Genomic DNA, 18,376 nt, shown 5'->3' with positions numbered 1-18,376 from the left:
AATATCTTTTCATTATACATAGTATGCACTTGGTTTAATACTTTATTCTCTATCTATCTGATTATTTATAGATAATTCGCGTTCTAATTAGTTCAGAAGATAAATGGAGTTGTTATTCGAAAGGGAATCACAGTTTGATTTATTGGCACGATTGTGAAATTGATTTATCTCATAAAGCGAACCACTCTGCTTACTTTATCGCGTTAATGGTAATTATTATCAATAACAATAGTAACTGAGTGAGTAGAAATTTTAATGAAAACGATCGTAACTTTACTGTCAGCGATGCTCCCATATGCCGCAATCGCAAGTGATTTACAAGTCACCAAATTCATGGAAGCGTTTCATGAATCTCCCCAAACAGTCATGGATGCTGTTCCTGAAAAAAGTGGCCATGCTATCTCTGCCGATGACTCTGAGTATATGAGTCGTCATCGCGACTTGATAAGAGACACTATTATGAGAAGGGGAGAAGCAAACTCACAAATATCAGAATTCTTATTATCACCGATTCGACAAAACGATAATCCTGCTCGTTTGGTTGACGCTGGGAACGGTCTGATTCGTAACTTAAACCAATTGGCTCAAACGGTACCGAATCAAACACGACTTGATGTTCAACCCTGGTCAGATACGTATTGGCCTCTGTATTCTGGTGCACTTGCTTGGCGTTATGCTGATACGGAATTGAGAGCGAATAACTGGCAAGCCTATTTCGACTTCAGTCACTTGCAAAAACCTTTAGAGTATTATCAAGGTCAAGACCGTGATGATTTGTCTCCAGCAGAAAAATATGATCTCCTGGTTGGAGATGAGAATTTCACGTTGACGCAACGTTCATGGGATTCGGGTAAGGGGTACTATGAGTCTCGTGGTCATGTGGAGCGTTGGATGGGGCTTTGTCATGGTTGGGCACCTGCCGCCTATATGCTTCCTCGACCGAAGCAATCGCTGATTGTACCTGATGCGAATGGAGAGCCGCTTACTTTCTACCCTTCAGATATCAAAGCACTTGGGACATTGTTATGGTCTGAAGCGCCTTTCAATTCCCGCTTTATTGGTGGCCGCTGCAACGTAAAAGACCCGGCGAGAGATGAAAATGGTCGTGTTGTCGATCCAAATTGTGTGGATACCAACCCAGCCAGTTGGCACTTATCTATCCTAAATCAACTGGGTATTTCCAAACGTAGCCTAATCATGGATGCAACCTACGACTATCAGGTTTGGAATCAGCCTGTTGTAGGTTATAAGGTCACCTATTTTAATCCACAAACGAACCAAACCGCTTCTCAGCCAGCCGCAGTAACCATTGACCTGAGTGATTACCGTAAAGATAGATTTTCTAGTTACCGTTCTTCAAATGCCCAAAGCGTGGTTGGCGTTCAGATGGTGGTCAGTTATGTGGTAGAGACAAACCCAACTCATAGACGCAATGACTTGCCTAGTTACGATGGTATTACTAACGTTACTTACTACTACGACTTGGAGCTCGATCAAAATGGTAACGCAATCGGTGGTGAATGGTATCAGAACCGACATCCAGATTTCTTGTGGACACCGACTCCTCAAACAGTGGCTAAGTCTTACTATGATGGTGAAGGCTTGTGGGACATTACACAGCCTGTACCTCAATCTTGGCAAGAAAATGCTCGCAGAGCATCTCGAAGCACTCAACCACTCACATCCGTAGTGAAGGCTTTGTTTGAAGCATCGAGTGGCATGGCGACCGATGGTGAATGGCGAGGCATTGTTACTGAGACAGAAAATGGGTTGAAATGTTTAGATGCCGAGGTCGATGGTTCAAAATCAGGTTTAGTCATTTATGGTTGGCGCTGTCACGGTGGTGACAATCAAAAGTGGAAAATGAATGCGGATGGCAAGTTGATCAATAAAGCTGCGCCAACTATGTGTCTTGACCAAAATGGTATTGATATCCGCTTAGAGGCGTGCAGAAGCCACGAGACTCAACAATGGCGGTGGGATAATGGTCAGATCAAGAATGGCTTGGCAAACTCACTAAAATGGAATGAACGCACTTGGTTGGTGGGAGCTGATATCAACGGTAGTCAGTGGCGTTGGAAATAAGCTCAATGGATGGCCCGCATTGCGCGGGCTTTTTATTTCTAGACTAAGGGTGTCAATCAGAAGGTGGAGAAAGCATTAGCTTAATTTTCTCCATCCTAGATAGCTGCGTATTCTTGAGGTCTGTCCATATCAGCCTCCATTCTTGGAAAGTAACCGTGATTGGGTTGAAGCTGTTGACTGGTTTGGTGACACCGTAATGCACCGTTTCCAGTTCCGGCTCGAAAGTACCAAATAGCTTATCCCAGATTATTAGAACACCAGCGTAGTTTTTATCGATGTATTGCGGGTTCCTGCCGTGGTGTACTCGGTGATGTGATGGTGTGTTAAAGAGATATTCAAGAGGCCCTAAGCTTCGAATCCACTGTGTGTGGACAAAAAACTGTAAACCTAGGTTTAAAAGCACCACAAAGACAACCCATTTAGGGTCGAAACCTATGATGACGAGGGGGACCCAGAATAGCCACATCCCTGCGATTGGGTACATTAAGCTTTGACGAAATGCAGTACTAAAGTTCATCCTTTTTGAGCTGTGGTGAGCGACATGAGCGGCCCACATCCAGCGAACACGATGACTCGCTCGATGGAACCAGTAATAGAAAAAATCCTGTAAAATCATGAGCACCATGAAACTCAACACGCCCATCTCAATGTCCATTAAACGCCAACCAAATAACCAGAGGTAAAGCTGAACGATCAGCAGCCCGGTCAATAGATCCGACAGCTGATGCATGCCTGCCAATGTGAAATTACAGATCACCTCGGATAGCATATAACTGGAGTTATCTGGTAATCGGCCTTGCTTCTGACCAATAAAATACTCGGCCAGCATGCAAATCATGAATAAAGGTGCCAGTACCAACAGTAGCCATTCTGGATGATTGATTAAAGCGTCGATATTCATGTTGTATCCTTGTTGAGAAGTCATACTTGAGGTGTCGAATTCATCGTCTGTGATTCAGTCACCACGAGAGTTCTGTTACCAACGAGCAAAGTGGTCTTCCGTTAAACCAAATACATGATCGAGTTGGTGCGTGATACCATCATTGTCTTGGATTGAACCAGAAAAGTGTCCGATGAACTGGCGAAAGTTACTCTTTAACAGCCATAGGTTGAGTTTCTCGCTACGATGGTTGAGGGGAGTAAAAGTCAGGTTGATACGTCCATCTGCAGACGTTATCTGCCAAGGTAAATGTATGTCTTGGCGGCTAAATGTAAACTGAGTATCACTAAGTAAGTGCCGGGTCCCGTTAACCCAAAGTGCGTTTTCACAGCCTCCTGTTTCATTGACACCGGCCGCGAGGTTAAGGCCAATGTTCGTATTATTGACTAGCGTATTGATGCTAGCCCAACGCCAACTGGTTTCACGTCGCATGTATCCAGCGGAAAAGTCATAGCCAGCACGTGCATTGACAAGAGATACCTCATTTTGGTTTATCTCAAGTGTCCCAGTTACTTTGAGTGCATTGTGTTTTTGGGTGTAGGTCCACCCTGAATAACCAGTTGGTGTGCACATCGACATAGGTAAGCTATCGGGAGCTGGCAGCAAGCAAAAATCAGCATTAATGAGCTTGGTGTTGATTGCAACGTTCCACTGTCCTTCTTTGATATTGAAAATAATGCTTTGACCTGCAATTTTTGTCGTACCTTCAAAGGGGGAGTGAGTGATTTGCTTATCAAGCGCTAAAGGTCGCAGCCAATTGGACTCTTCTAAGTGGTTACTCTCTATGTTGTATACGTAAAAAAATGCCGAACTCAAGTAACGAATGTCAGCAATAGCAACGCCAATGATGTGAGTCTGTGTAATTAAGTTTACAAACTGAAATTGTTTGTAATGGAAGTGTTTATGCCAAGGGTTTGCTTTTGCGTCCATGGCGTTTCGATAATCGAAGTTTTCTATGTTCAGTTGCTTTGGGATGCCATCGAAATGCCCAATGGTTGGTTGACCTTTGGAGTTAATCACGCAGTCTGGAGCTGGAAGTGTTTTTATCATTGCGAGGCTTCACATTAGTTTAACAATTACCCCCATTTTGCGATGAGTTTAGTAGAATTTGGAGGTCATATTCGGACAAGAGTGCGCGTCAATTCACGACTTGAACACGATGGGATACCTTAGTGACCGAAGTGCAATGAGTGATGAGGGAGATTGGATTGGATATTATCGCAGAGTACATGCCAACGGAGCATCGGCACCAGTTAGGTACCTTAGATGTCACACTTTTACTCGATACGTTAGAGCAAAAAGGCGTGAACGTTGAAACACTGCTTGGTTGTGCAGGGTTAGATTGCCTAAACTGGAGAGACCAAAATGGAAAGCTCACATACGGGGATAAATTGTCTATCTTCCGTGTTGCGAATCAGAATTTACCAAATGAGGGGTTAGGTTTGTCGCTTGGGGAGCATGCAAGCTTGAGTCATTTTGGGGTGTTAGGTTTTGCGTTATCAACCAGCCCAAGTGTTGAAGAGGCGATCAAAGCAGGCTTTAAATATCTGCGGCTAAATGGGCCTATCTTTTCTGTAAAGTTGATTCGTGATGGCGAACTCGCTGCGATACAAATCGACAACACTCTAGAGGTAGGTGAATTACTTCCTTTTTGTAGCGAGTACTTTCTTAGCTCAATCGTCTCTTTGTTTAAGGAGTTGACCGGAGAACCGTTATCTATTGAAGGGCTCTTGTTACCTTATCCCAGCCCAAATTACACAAAACTTTATGATAAGCGCTTTCAGTGTGAGGTCACTTTTGAGCACAATGTCTGTGAACTCAGGTTCGATGCCTCTGTCTTATCTCAAGTGTTACCGACTCATGATGCCTCGACTCTAAAACGTTACCTCAGGTCTTGTCAGTCGATTGTTGAGACATTGGAGTCTGAGCATCTGCTTACTAACCAAATCAAAACCATATTTTACCAAACTGCAGGTCATTTCCCGAGTATCGAGCGTCTCGCAGAACAGTTTGGCTGTAGTTCTCGTACCCTTAGGCGCGAACTGAGCAATTATGAAACGAGTTATCAGCAGCTACTGACAGAAGTGCGAGTTGAACTGGCCAAAGAGCTACTGCTCGCTACAAACATGAGTATTGACGATGTTGGTGAAAGGCTTGGCTACAATGATCCTGCCAATTTCAGAAGGGCATTTAAGGGCTGGCTTCATAAATCACCAGCACAGTTTCGCGATGACCTCAGCTGATCCGCTCTCACGCTAGCTGGCTAGTGATTTGAGGCTATCTTGTTGAACTACGTTATTTAAAGAAGCTCTCCCGAAAGCTATATATCTGTTGTTGATAGTAGCTATTCCATTCTTGGCTACTCCAGTCCCTATGGCTAGTGGATCGCAGCACATATAATGACGACTTAAGTTGAGCCAATTGTTCGTGATAAGTCGCCACCGTTTGCTGTTGCTGCGCTACTTGTTGTTCACGAGCCATAATATTGTTTGCTTGTGCTTCATCTAAATATATCTCTTGCAGTTCTGTCTTAATGGAGGCTAGCTCGGTTGGACTCAGGCTACTCGGAAGTAACGAGATAGCGAGTTCGTATTTCTTAGCTGCTGTATCTGCGTTTAATACTTCGGCTTGTCCGTCCCATTCCATAAGTAAGTTTCGGTAATGTGAAACAAACTCCGTCGCTTCGACTTCTTTGATCAAGCTAGCGCTAAGCGTGAAGTTTAAGTGTGCGAGCTGATCGGAAAACAACTGGGGGGCGAGTTCTCCCCATACTTGTAGTGCGGACTGTTTAAATACGCTTACTTTTTCCTCTAAGGTCTCTATTGATTCAAGAGGCATGGTGCTTTCTACCGATTTCCACTCTACAGAGAGAGTTGGGTAGTGCCTAAGTAATTCAAACCATTCGCTCGATAACTCATCTTGTAACAGAGTGAGTTGTTCTCTGCAGTTGCTAGCTTGTTGGCACAGTGCCCAAAACTGGTTGAGCGTGCTGAACAAGGTTTTACCCTCGAGATCTAACAGTTGCTCTGCAAAAGCAACATGCTCAAAAGGTTCTGCTTCATCTGTTGAGTATGAAGTGTTTGTTCGATTGTCGTCGATGTGACTAATGGTTACAGGGCGTTCTTCGATGGGGGCAGAAACGTGTTCGTATTCAGCCGAAGAATAGCTAGTTTTAGGTTCTTTTGGTGACCATGAATAGCCGACCATGCTCACCAATATGGTGAGCATGATGATTAATATAACGCGTTGCATAGATTTTTTACCGCCTACTTGATCACTGCACCAACAGGAAAGTGGTCTGAAAGATTGTAATGCTTCCAAAGTTCACTGCTGGTGGAGCGAGGCACATCGACGCGGTTATTGTTTTGAGTTTTAACCGCGTACTCAGAACTGACGACGACATAATCAAGATATTCAACGTTTTCTCCACCAGACATTGGTTCGCCAGCGAAGTTATTAATACGTGGGTCGAATGTCGACGCCGTATAACCTGAATACTCGGGTTCAATTGCTTGAAGATTGGCAAACATCTCTTGGTAATCGCTAGGGAATTTAAGCTTGTTCACGTTGAAGTCGCCGCTGTAAATAACGGTTTCTGATGCTGGGATATCAAGGGATATAGCTAACTCGCGCATTTGTCTGAATTGACGTTGTCGGTAGTTGCGTGCCGTTGTGGTGTCGAATGACGCAGTATGAGTGCCGAATACGTGGTAAGCCTGGCCACTTTTGATGATCTCAGCGTAGTTCACACCCTTGTCAGCAAAGCAATCAGTGCCGGTACAGTCGGGAAATACATACTGAGCTTCGTTAACGATAGGGTAGCGGCTGACAATGATCACACCGCCGTCATAGATGTTGATGCCATCTTTATCGAGCATCTTAGTTTGGTAAGGGTACTCTTTGGCCAGTTCACGTAAGAATTCATCTCGACCATTGGCAAACACCTCTTGAAGTGCGAGTACGTCATAGCCTTTGACATATTGAGGGATCAGGTCGTAGCGATCACCAATGTGGGATGCGATTGCAGGAAGAGCCCAAATGTTATACGTCATGACTTTCAGCGTATTCGCATCAGGTTCTGGCTGCTCGTCTTTTTTGTCTGGAGTGATGGTGTAGTAAATATCATCGTAGCGTGCGGTGTTATCGGCTTTTAGTGCAAGCTCGGTATTCACGTCAAAGGCATCGGTCGTACTGCGATGGATATTACGGTCATCATAGAGTCTCAGATTAACATCAGCGGCACTTAAGCCCTGTTGTAATGTCGAGTTATACCAGTGTCCCTCCATGGTTTGATTGAGAGTGATACTTTCACCCACAGTATTCGAAACCACAGTGTTGAATTGATAAGTTTCCCCTGATTTGACGCCTGTCCAACGATTAAAGCTGATCAGTTTTTTGGTCTCCCAAGGGCCAATTGTGTCGATGTGTTGTTGCCATTCCTCTCCAAACTTAAGGAGGTCTGTACCACTGTGATTGGCTTGAATCGTCATTACTTGATTAGTGTTATTGGTCAGATACACGTCGGTATCGGCGATAGCAGGGGTTGCTAAGAATGAAGCTGATGCGAGTAATGCACTTAAGCTAGTCCATTGATTTTTCATTGGTTACGTTATCCTTACTAATGGGTGTAATGAATAACGTAGTCAATAGATATTGCGCTTGATTTATAACTCTATAAGCAATATTGAATTATGAGATACACGCCAAGGTTTTATAAAATTAGCCATCTATTGAAAATGAAAACATTGCCCTAATTGAATGATAAATGTTACGCGCGCGCAATAAAGATGGAAGGTGAGTTGGTATTGACTAAGAGAAAGGTCGAGAAGCCGTTTTTAGAGGACGTATTAATTTTGGAATTGTTGGGTAATTTACTCTTGTCTGGTAAACAGAAACTCGAAAAAAAGGTATGATAGTACCGTTTTTAATCCTGAACTGGGAAAGTCATGGCAAAGTTAACACTCCAAGAACAGATGCTTAAAGCTGGCTTGGTAAATGAGAAAAAATTAAAGAAGGCGAAGAAAGGCTCTAAAAAGTCTCGTGTTCAAGCTCGTGAAGCAAAAGCGGCAGCAGAAGAAAACAAACTAGCGCAGCAAGCGAAAGATAAAGAGTTAAACCAGCAGCTGAAAGAAAAGCAGTTGAGCAAGGAGATCAAAGCTCAAGTGAAGCAGCTGATCGACATGAACAAGATCGACCTAAAAAATGGTGAGATCAAATATAACTTCACCGATGGCACTTTGGTTAAATACCTATACGTTGAAGAGCTGACTCAAAAGCAATTGAGTAAAGGTATCTTGAGCATTGCACGTCAAGGTGAAAGCTATGTTGTGATTCCGACCGCGGTAGCAAAAAAAATCGCGATGCGTGATGAGGAGTCAATCGTTGATACTCAAACAGCAAGCACTGATGAAGTGGACGAGGATGATCCGTACAAAGACTTCGTGATCCCTGATGATCTAATGTGGTAACACCAAGTTAGCCGCTACTTGATTCGTTGCATGTTGATGGCGCTGAAAGACAAAAAAGCCCTGATGATAATAACATCAGGGCTTTTTAATTTTGGTGAATACAAACTTAAGCCCAAACGATTTGATAGCGAGACAAACTCTGTTTTTCAACTCTATAAGAGCTAGTCAGCGATAACCTCTGTGATACCGAATGCTGAATCTAATGGGTAGTCGTTGAGCTGATGATATTCAATATGAGATTGCTCATAACCATCAAAATAACAGTCACCAATTTCGTTACGTGGACAAATATGTATATCGTCTCGTTCAATTAACTCTGTTGAGCAACATGGACAGTATTTCATAGCTCCTCCTGTTAGGGATCTCTGTCTTTAGTCGGCTTCATTAACTCAAACTTTTGTGTCGTTGTGATTGCACTTTTAAGTCACGTAACGAGTTTGTTTGTCATAAACCAGCTCTTTGAAATTACTGTTAGTCACTAACAAAGGGGCAGTTTTATATGACGTTTAGTTAATCAAAAGCTGGCTTTTTGAGCCCTAATTACTGGATGCTACATATATTGAAGCGAGAGCGGCTACCACCTCCAAGCATTTTCACATTGTCTTTTTTACCTAGCGCTTTCCAGGCCGTACTTTCTTCTGCGCTAAGGTTTGATGGCTGGTAATCCAAGTTAGCGTATCGCGATACCACCACTTGTTTTTGTGTGTTTTCTGAAAGGCTGTCGATAACATTTGTTGTTACTTTGCCGTCAGAGTAGGCCATTACTAACACTTCGTCGTTGTCTTCCAGTGCTGAGGTTAGGGCTGTTTGGTTGTCTTGGCTGTACTGGACGTCTCGGTAACCTTGTGTTTCTCCTGTTCTTTGACCGGAGATCGCTCGATACAGCAGATTCTTTTTTCGTTTCTTTAACGAGCTCAGTGGTGTTTCATTCGCGGCACTGTATAGGTTGACCACTTTGATGTCGTTCTGTGCTGCGTATTTCAAAATGGAACTCTGGTTACTAAGGCCTCTTCGTGTGAGCGCTGGCGAGTTTTGTAGGCTTTGGGAAAGGCGCTGTTCGGTTGCATCAACGATAACAATCGCAGGGTTATTCCCTTCACTTAATGATTGTTGGAGCGCTTGTTTAACTTCTATATGAGCTTGCTTTCCTTCTACAGTATCCCATTTAGGGGCATGCTGAGGTGTTGCAGACGGTCTGGTTTCAAGAGTATAGGGTTGATAGTTGTAGTGCTCTTTCGGCCAATAAGTATTACGTTTCTCTTTTCCCAGCTCATCAGCCAAATGAAACTCGCTCACTACTTTTTCATTTCTTAAATATGCCTTCGCCTTTTCTTGTCCCAATGCTTTCCAATTGAAATACATTTCTTCGCGAAGGTTGATCATTGACTGTCTGGCACTACTGATTTCAGTCACAGGGTCTCGCCCGTTTTCGGCGTTGTTGTAGTGTGCAATTCCTGTTGTTTGGTACTCATAATTCGGAATGATATATTCTGTGATTTGGTTGGTGTCGGGATGTCGATGAGATTGAGGTGTATTGCCTTGTGGAACAGCGCCGGAAGCAAAGTCACGAGCGTGAATGAGCTCATGTCCTAAAGCGACAGTTTGATCAAATGGTGTGTTCTTCCCTGGAATATTAACCATCTCGGTGGTGGAGAAGAAAATCGTATTTGATACCCCTTTACCATTAGATTGTCGTAGCCATGCTAGCGAAGCCTTTTGTTGATCTTCGAATAACGAAGGTACTGTCTCGAATAGTCGACCTGGGCCTTCAGGTTCTCGGATAACCGTGACAACAGTAGCCTTTGATTGATCGACTCCGACCGTATGTTCTATTAGCGGTTCAACCTCGTCACCGGGTGCATTTACGGGCTCGTAGGTCGCGATTTGTCGCAAAATCTCACGCCCTGTTGGCGATAGCTGCAGGTTGCGAATCAACACGCTCATGTCTGCAAGGTAGGCGTCACTTTTGGTTTGCACGTATAGATTTCTAGACATGCGATAGAGGTTTCCATAAGCCGAGGAATTGTATCCTTCGATAACTTTTACGCCGTCGGGAGCATCATAAAAGAGTCCGAATTCGGCCCCTTTTCCTGCTAATGTATGACTTGAATTAATGAGAAGTAATAAGGTTATAAAGATTCGTGTGATTTTGATTTTCATAGACTTATTCCTCTAATCCCAATTGGATTTCAATCCAATCTTCTAGCTCTCTAAGCAGCATATGGTTGATGTGTGGAAGCATAGTAAAGTCGTTGTTTTTAACAATGGCCCCTAGTTGCGTTACCGCCGTCTGAATATCTCCTCGGCTCAACGTAACTTTGATTTCGGTAAGGTGAGACCAGAGCTCATGGTTTGAGATTCCCCCAACTTGAAACGCAATGGCGTCACGGTGAACTTGTGATAGGTAACTCAGATGAAGTGTTGATAGCGTGCTATTGAACAGCTGATGCTCATGAGCACTGTCTAATGAAGAATTGGCTTCTGACTGCTGATGCTGTGCGATTTGAAGATAGAGAGAAAGATCGCCTAATAAGTACTGAAGTTGGTTGGCACTTGTCGCTTTCATCGCCTTTTTCGTTATGCTGTCAATAGCGCTTTGGAAGTTTCGCTCAAAGTGAGCGCTAGGTTGCGATATCACTTCGTCGAGTATGTCTGCCATTTGGGGTGCATAAAACCTAAGGTTTGCTGCAGAATAAACACTTGGAAACGGTATCGAGTAATTGAGAGAACGGATGTAAGACATAGAAGTAGCGAGCTTAAATTGAGGTTGAATGAGATGTTTAAAAATTTCATACTGTGTGACTTGATCCAGCACTCCGCCGCCTGGTCGCTCGGTCAGTAGAAGTTCATACCAACGGCTAATCTGATACCAGTTTTTACGATTGTTAGGATTAGAGCTGTCAATTCCTTTACTCTCTAAGTAATCGGTTAAAGACGTTTGATAGCTTAGAGTTTCTACACGCGCTAAGCCAGACATTAGCTCTTCAAATATTTTATTCGCTCTTTGGCCCGATATGTAGGCGTTAGCCGTATTGATGAGCTGCGTCCTAAATAAGCCAGCGGGCCAACCATTAATAATCCTTGATGCGATATATTGTTCAATATTAAAGTCGACTCTCTTAATTAACAGATCGGATAGCTCAGGATCTTTTTTAGGGTGATAGGTATCGTACAGGGCGCCCGAATTTTTACATGCATCGATAGAAGCTTGGATCCCTCCCGGGGCTACGGAAGGAACGCCCCAGCAAGTTCTGGCGGGGCGTATTTCTACGGTCGAGGTTTTAAGTTGTTCCTCACTGAGGTAATCAATATTCCATGTTTCTTTTGCATACTCTCTTAATCCGCTCTGTCTCGCTTGAAATTCCAAGGTGCCTCGGTTGAGCGTGCTTTGATTAATCATCGCAATGATGTGTGGTTTTGCTCTGTTTCTTACTCCATTTATTAATCTTTGTCGGTGCTCAGTCAACTGACTTAAAGCAATGTCGACAAGTTCTGCTTTCTTTGTATGTATTTTTAAAGCCAGCTCGTGATAGGCGGTCGAATTCAACTTGTTGATTAGGTGATCAATTCGAGCTGGTCCTTGCTGCCTAACGCAGTTTTCGAGATCACTAGGGGAGGCATACGAGTCTTGACATAAAGGTTGGTGCAAATTTGTATCAACAGAAACATGGCCCAGAGATTTCAAAAGCTCAAGATCGATTCGTGCCATTTGCTTAGATAGTTGTCTATCGTATGCAGAGGCTAGCCGGCGATATTCGGTATCGGCTTGTAGGAGTAGGTGATCGACATACATAGAAGCGCTCTGCTTTACGTGATTGTCATATTTGTTGAGTAGTGTAATCGCGTCTTCTTTTTTGTGGTGAAACCGAGCAAATTCTGATGAGTGGTTAGCGAATACGTAGTGTGTTTGGTGCTCAAACTCTTCAATTTTCTGTTTGGCCGCGAAGTACTTTATATCACTCGACAATAGGTTTAACTCATCACCCACTAGTGGAACGATGGAAAAAACAGAAGCGGCTTCATCAAGGCGGGTAGAGGATTCCTGAGAGAATGTACTCACCATATTGTCGAGCCAAAACCCTACTGCGACTGCATCTCCAACTGGCCCTAGAACTTCCAACGTAGAAGATCCCGCTTTACCGAGGCGGTTGAATAAACTTTGTTCGCTCAGTGGGCTTTCAAAAGTTTGCGGGACGCTCGCGAGTGCTTGCTCTGTTTGTGGCCAAGCTGCTGAGAAAGAGTTTGCATGAGCATCATGCTCGAGTTCGCCTAGTGCAATGCCAAACTGTGGCTCTGAATAAACTTCGTCGCGAGCCCATGACGTTATGCGATTTTGGTTAATTGTGTCCAGTGATTGAGTATCTTGGACGCCGTCACTAAGACAAAATGCAATGGATAAGGGGCTATATATGATGGCTGCGAATCGCCATAAATGGATTTTTTTTGTCATATTAAAATATTGGCTTTCATTGGTGGTTAGAAGGAAAAGTACTTCTCGAACAGTGTTTGCTGACGACAGAAGAAACCTGCCCAGAACGGTTGTTGAATTAGTGCTGTGGCTTACTTTTGGATAAAGAAGCAGCACTAAGCTCACCACAAGAGTGATGAGCTTAGTGCTGAGATATAGCTGTGCTTTTAGTGATGTATTGGAGTAATCATTAGCAGGGCATCGTGATAACCGAGTCGATCTAGCGCTTCAGAATCGAAATCGGTCACGACGGTTATATCGCCCGCATAGTAGGTTTTGTGGTTGGTTAATATGTTCATGACATCAAATGAATCGACAGAATGCTCAGCACCGATATCGATCATTCCAGAGTATTGTGACTCTGCATTAAACTGACCAGAAACATAAGAGTAGAAGGGGCGGACACTCGCGCCAGCGGCATATTGCATGCTGCTCAGTCCATATTCGTTGATTGCCCAACTCCAGTCCCACCATTTCATTTCGCCGGGAATGTAACGGTGATCCCATTGGTAGCGGATATTGGCTTGCTCTTCACTGTTGGTGCCCATGGTAAATGTGTGTGAAACGGTTGGACGGTTAGTCGGGTGTGAAACCAACGCATTGCCGCTGTAACGAAGAAAGCCTGTGAAGTTTACGTCATAACTCATATTAGCTTTTATGCGAAAAGGGTAAGAAATCGTTGATCGCAAGAACTCAACTTGAAAAGGAAGCACAGAGTTAGCGGGTACCGTTAAGATGGCTTGAAGGTCACTCGCTTCAGAACGCTTCCCACTATTGGTCTCAGAGAAATGCTGACCTTTCTCTAACACCACTCGCACATCGGTTTTTCCTACTTGAGGCCAGCTAAAGTCTTCGTCCATCAAGACAACACCTGCAAGGTCAAAACGATTGGTCTTATTCCAGTGCGTTGATTGTAAAAAATGAAGATCGACGATGACTCGCTTCGGCTGCTCTGTCTCGTTGATGGCATAAGCGGAAAGGGTGTTGATCAGCTCTTGGTCTGTCTCTTTAACGGTGCCGTATGAGAATCCCTGAGTATCAAGTGTGTAGGAGAAGTTATCGACTGTAATCGTCGTTTTTTCATTACAACGGTCACCTGAACAGCTTCTATTACTGTTCCCTTTGATTTCCCAACCGCTACGAACTTGATTGATCCCCATATCTTGACCAACGTAGCGTCCATTATCACCGCCCATCCATGCGTAACCAAGGTTGTTTGCCAGGTATGCTAATGGTCTAACGAAGTTCGCATTGTCGTTGACTAGGGTTCTTTGAACCTCAATATTGCTGCTTTCTGGGATAGCTTGTGCTTCATAGTATGGCAAGCCCGCTTCAGGTTTATTAGGGTAACACCAGGTTTTTTGATTTGGCTGACCATGCTTGATAAGGCCGTGGTAGCCAGAGCCCATGATCACCCAATCATCTTGAAGGCCGATGATATCCCAAACGTTCATACGAGAAACAATAGCGGCTTTGTGCTCCTGTGCTTCTGAGTAATTAAGTGGGCGATAGTCATTACGACAATTATCCTCGCCAAGGTTGTCTATGACGACTTGGTCTGAGTAGATCTTTGCGTTAGCAGAATAAGACGTTAACGATATGGCAGCGCTAATTAGTGCAGTTTTACTGACGTTGAACATGAATGAGTTCCTAATGGCCATTGTTTGACTATTTTTATTAGATTCTATTTTTAGTTTTGTTTTATATGTGGTGTGAAGCCGAGGGCCCCTAGCGGCGTGTACTCTGTCACATAAAAGGAACGCAAAAATACTGAAATGAATTGAAAATAAATCCATTTATATTTCATAGCTTTATGATTAGACGAGCGCCTCTTGATAAAGCTTTTTTCTTTTTGTGTTCTATTTTGATGAGTAAATAGGTTGGATTAGAAAGTAACTAGTGTTGAGTATTCTAAAATTTGAAGGGAGAGAGTCTTACTTTGGAGTATCACTGGCATAAAAAATGCTACGACAACCCTAGGGTCGTCGCTTCATTTTCATCCATTTGCTTACTCTAGTTAGAGCTTTTCGTTAATCAGAGAGTAATGCATTATGCATCACTAGGCTTCTCCCGTTTGCTGTTCCAACCCATAAAGTTGTAGATAGTGTACCTCGCGAAACCGATTTGCTCGTGCAGTGCGAATTCAGTGACAGCAAAGTTGTACCACAAAGGAAGCCACGAAATCTGAGCCGCCATGTAATCGGATCTAACCGGAATTACCTCTAATCCGAAGTGGTTGAAGTAAAGCTCGCTGCGGCGAATGTGCAGGCCAGATGAAACCAGAACAATATTGTCGAATTGGTGATGCTTCATCAGGTCGCTGGTTAGTTGTGCATTTTTCCATGTATTCACGCTGCTAGGCTCTCGGATGATATCAGCTTTTGGTAAGCCAAGTCTCAGTAATTGTTGCTCGTATATTTCCGCTTCTGTCACGCCATTGCCTTGTGCATCGCCACCACTGATGATTACTTTGCACTTAATGTCCGATTTTGCACAATCTATATATTGGCTTGCTGTTTCACTGATTCGACCATAGGAGAAAAATGTAGGTTCGAAACCTTGTGTACTTTGAATAAACTGAGTGCCAGCACCGAGAAGAACAATTGCATTATTATCCGACCATTGTATATCTGGTTTACTTTCGTAATTTGCTTGAAGATCATCTAATAGGTAACGAGGAATTAAACCCGTGCCAATCAGCACAAATGACGATAAAAGAAAAAAGGAAAGAAAATAAGAGGTTTTTCGCCACTGAAGTAAACGAGTCGCGAAAACGAATAATAGAAGGAGTAAAAGTATAATAAAGCTCATTGGAATCCTGTTATCGAACTTTTGCTATGGGCAAATGCTATGTTTGAAGTGGTGCAATATATATCATTTTTATAAAACTATCCCAGGTAACTCATTGTATTGTTGCACAAATGCATGCTCAACATTTAAAAAGCAACTCCGGCAGCAAATAGATAATAAAAAACCGATGCATGGGCATCGGTTTTTTATTTGATGAACTGTTTGGCTCAGAATTTAAGCGTTCGCTTGTTCCAAATCTTGTTGCTTGTCTTTCTTACCTAACAAGCGACTTGTAATTGTACCGGCTGTCATTGCACCAGATACGTTAAGCGCTGTACGAGCCATGTCGATAAGTGGTTCGATCGAGATAAGCAGTGCTGCGATAGTTACTGGAAGGCCCATCGCTGGCAGTACGATAAGTGCTGCGAACGTTGCACCACCACCTACACCTGCGATACCGAAAGAGCTCACTGTAACGATTGCAATCAGAGACAGAATGAAGTTGATGTCCATCGGGTCGATGCCAACCGTAGGTGCAACCATCACTGCTAGCATTGCAGGGTAGATACCCGCACAGCCGTTTTGACCAATTGTCGCACCGAAAGATGCAGATAGGTTAGCAATTGCTGGTGGCACGTTTAGCTTCGTGATTTGAGCTTCAACATTCAGTGGAATCGTTGCAGCAGAACTACGCGAAGTGAAAGCGAACGTTAGAACAGGCCAGATTTTTTGGAAGTACTCTTTCGGGTTTACGCCAACAAAAGAAACCAACACACCGTGAACAACGAACATCAGTAGAATTGCTACGTAAGATGCCACGATGAAACCTAGTAGGCTTAAAATGTCAGAAGCGCTTGATGTTGCTACTACTTTCGCCATTAACGCTGCGATACCGTATGGCGTTAGTGCCATAATCATCTTAACTAAGCGCATCACGATAGATTGAGCCGCTTCAACCAACGTACGAATTGGAGATTCTAGCTCTTCTTTCTCAGCTATTACTTTACGAGCTGCAATACCCGTTAGCACACCAAAGATAACAACCGCGATGATAGATGTAGAGCGAGCACCGGTTAGGTCTGCAAATGGGTTGGTTGGAATGAAGCTAACTAGCATTTGTGGGATCGTTAGATCCGCAACAGTACCAATGCGGCTTTCTAATGTTGCGATACGCGCTGTTTCGCGTGCACCTTCTGTTAAACCTTCAGCAGATAGGCCAAATGCTTGAGTCACAACGATACCGACAATCGCAGAGATTGCCGTTGTCGCCAGCAATACAGAAATCGTGATGCCAGAAATCTTGCCCAGTGAGCCGCCTTTCTCAAGTTTCACTACCGCAGCAATCATTGAAACCAATACTAATGGCATGATCACCATTTTCAGCAGGCCAACATAACCACGACCGACAATGTTTACCCAGTCTAGTGTTGATTTGATAACAGGATTACCTTCACCAAATAGCAACTGAAGGCCAAGACCAAAAGCACTACCGAAAACTAAACCTAATAGAACCAAGCGTGATAACGTGGTTTCTTTTTTCTGCTGTCCATAGAGAAAGAAGAGGATACCAGTGAATACCGCTAAGGCAGCGATAGCTGAAAATGACATTTGTTTTCCTTATGAATTTCTTTAAATCTACAGGGCGCTTAGATGTATGGGCGCAAATACTGTTGGTTACAGTAGCGACCTATAACAAAACGTAAAATAAGGAAAAGTAATTAAATAGAACAATAGGTAATATCCACTGAATGGTATGAGTGGATATTCAACATTATGGAGAATAGGTGAGCTTTTTAGCGATATTTTGCCAATAAATTGAGCATGTCATTGGATGAGTAAATTTCGATATTTTGGAAATTATTTTCGAACAATCGGAACAACATGGCCTGAGCGACATCTTTCGATTGAATAGGGCGTAGGTTTTTGTATTTCCCAAACATAAAAGGCGATAGAAGGGGAAACACGCTTTGTAGCAGTTTTTCGTCGGTTCTTGGTTCTTCTCGCTCGCCAACCAATGGTCCGGGGCGTGCAATGAACAGTTGCTTGAAGCCGATACGCTTTAAGTTCTGCTCCATTTGACCTTTGCATTTGAGGTAGTGTGAATAGGAATCGACGGATGCTCCATAGCTCGATACGACCGCGACCCGTTGCACTCCTAAGAACTTCATCGATTGTGCGACTTGACTGACAAGCTCAACATCTACCTTTCGTAATGCTTCTTTCGAGCCTGCTTTTTTCTTGGTTGTGCCTAAGCAGATGACTCCGAGCTTGGGTGTGGTTTTGGTTTCGTCCCAACTGGTGACTTGCAGATCACTATGAACCAGCGTGTGGAGCTTTTCTGAGTGGAACTGTGAATTGAGCGCTCTTCGGGACAAAGCGTAAATGTGCTCTATTGCAGGCTCGTTGATAAGCAGGCTCATCACATGACGACCAATTAGCCCAGTAGCACCAGCCACTATGATTGATGTCTTATCTCCAGAAATGCTCATAACTATCCTTAATCCGTTGCAAGTGCTTGTTTAATATAAACAGTGTACGAATTTTAAGCGAATTAAAGTTTGATAAATGAGGGGTTAATGCGTAGTTGCTAGTGATGTATTCTCTAGAGTAAGGAGCTGGATCCGG

14 protein-coding genes are annotated in these 18,376 nt (G+C 43.5%); 3 read left to right on the top strand and 11 right to left on the bottom strand.

The window, feature by feature from the left end; all coding sequences use genetic code 11:
- Positions 1-255: 255 nt before the first annotated feature.
- A complete protein-coding gene (locus A3712_RS12570; RefSeq protein WP_063523720.1) occupies positions 256-2,085 on the top strand; it encodes a ricin-type beta-trefoil lectin domain protein in 1,830 nt (609 codons plus the stop codon).
- Positions 2,086-2,137: 52 nt separating this feature from the next.
- Here A3712_RS12570 and A3712_RS12565 read toward each other — a convergent pair whose 3' ends face one another.
- Both A3712_RS12565 and A3712_RS12560 read right to left on the bottom strand, forming a co-directional pair.
- Positions 2,138-2,986 carry a sterol desaturase family protein gene (locus A3712_RS12565; protein ID WP_063523719.1) on the bottom strand — a complete coding sequence of 283 codons (849 nt, stop codon included), beginning with the start codon at positions 2,984-2,986 and terminating at the stop codon, positions 2,138-2,140.
- Between the two features lie 75 nt (positions 2,987-3,061).
- Entirely contained in the window at positions 3,062-4,075 is a 1,014-nt protein-coding gene (locus tag A3712_RS12560) for a DUF2804 domain-containing protein (protein WP_063523718.1), read from the bottom strand.
- 158 nt (positions 4,076-4,233) lie between these two features.
- On the opposite strand from A3712_RS12560, the gene A3712_RS12555 reads away from it, so the two are divergent.
- On the top strand, positions 4,234-5,268 hold the full coding sequence (locus A3712_RS12555; protein WP_063523717.1) for an AraC family transcriptional regulator: 1,035 nt from the start codon (positions 4,234-4,236) through the stop codon (positions 5,266-5,268).
- A gap of 52 nt (positions 5,269-5,320) precedes the next feature.
- On the opposite strand, the gene A3712_RS12550 is transcribed toward A3712_RS12555, so the two are convergent.
- Together A3712_RS12550 and A3712_RS12545 are read right to left on the bottom strand one after the other, a co-directional pair.
- Positions 5,321-6,277: a hypothetical protein gene (locus A3712_RS12550; protein ID WP_063523716.1), complete on the bottom strand. Its 957-nt coding sequence runs from the start codon at positions 6,275-6,277 to the stop codon at positions 5,321-5,323.
- Between the two features lie 14 nt (positions 6,278-6,291).
- Positions 6,292-7,626: a sphingomyelin phosphodiesterase gene (locus tag A3712_RS12545; protein WP_063523715.1), complete on the bottom strand. Its 1,335-nt coding sequence runs from the start codon at positions 7,624-7,626 to the stop codon at positions 6,292-6,294.
- 345 nt (positions 7,627-7,971) lie between these two features.
- On the opposite strand from A3712_RS12545, the gene A3712_RS12540 reads away from it, so the two are divergent.
- A complete protein-coding gene (locus A3712_RS12540; protein ID WP_063523714.1) occupies positions 7,972-8,493 on the top strand; it encodes a DUF2058 domain-containing protein in 522 nt (173 codons plus the stop codon).
- A gap of 161 nt (positions 8,494-8,654) precedes the next feature.
- Here the strand turns inward: A3712_RS12540 and A3712_RS12535 are convergent, their stop codons facing one another.
- The 7 genes from A3712_RS12535 to A3712_RS12505 all read right to left on the bottom strand — a co-directional run bounded on the left by A3712_RS12535 (position 8,655) and on the right by A3712_RS12505 (position 18,240).
- Complete coding sequence (locus tag A3712_RS12535; RefSeq protein ID WP_063523713.1) at positions 8,655-8,837, bottom strand: hypothetical protein; 183 nt, start codon at positions 8,835-8,837, stop codon at positions 8,655-8,657.
- Between the two features lie 196 nt (positions 8,838-9,033).
- Entirely contained in the window at positions 9,034-10,653 is a 1,620-nt protein-coding gene (locus tag A3712_RS12530) for a M91 family zinc metallopeptidase (protein ID WP_063523712.1), read from the bottom strand.
- 4 nt (positions 10,654-10,657) lie between these two features.
- Positions 10,658-12,943 (bottom strand): hypothetical protein, encoded by a 2,286-nt coding sequence (locus A3712_RS12525; RefSeq protein ID WP_063523711.1) that lies wholly within the window; start codon positions 12,941-12,943, stop codon positions 10,658-10,660.
- Positions 12,944-13,128: 185 nt separating this feature from the next.
- The gene (locus A3712_RS12520; RefSeq protein WP_063523710.1) at positions 13,129-14,601 is read right to left on the bottom strand and encodes an aerolysin family beta-barrel pore-forming toxin; all 1,473 of its coding nucleotides are present in this window, start codon (positions 14,599-14,601) and stop codon (positions 13,129-13,131) included.
- 409 nt (positions 14,602-15,010) lie between these two features.
- Entirely contained in the window at positions 15,011-15,772 is a 762-nt protein-coding gene (locus A3712_RS12515) for a YdcF family protein (RefSeq protein ID WP_063523709.1), read from the bottom strand.
- Between the two features lie 213 nt (positions 15,773-15,985).
- The gene (locus tag A3712_RS12510) at positions 15,986-17,359 is read right to left on the bottom strand and encodes an L-cystine transporter (RefSeq protein ID WP_063523708.1); all 1,374 of its coding nucleotides are present in this window, start codon (positions 17,357-17,359) and stop codon (positions 15,986-15,988) included.
- 185 nt (positions 17,360-17,544) lie between these two features.
- Entirely contained in the window at positions 17,545-18,240 is a 696-nt protein-coding gene (locus tag A3712_RS12505; RefSeq protein WP_063523707.1) for an NAD-dependent epimerase/dehydratase family protein, read from the bottom strand.
- Positions 18,241-18,376: the final 136 nt, after the last annotated feature.

It is taken from the genome of Vibrio sp. HI00D65 (assembly GCF_001635455.1).
Taxonomy (GTDB): Bacteria; Pseudomonadota; Gammaproteobacteria; order Enterobacterales; family Vibrionaceae; genus Vibrio.
This window is presented reverse-complemented; position numbering and strand designations above follow the sequence as displayed.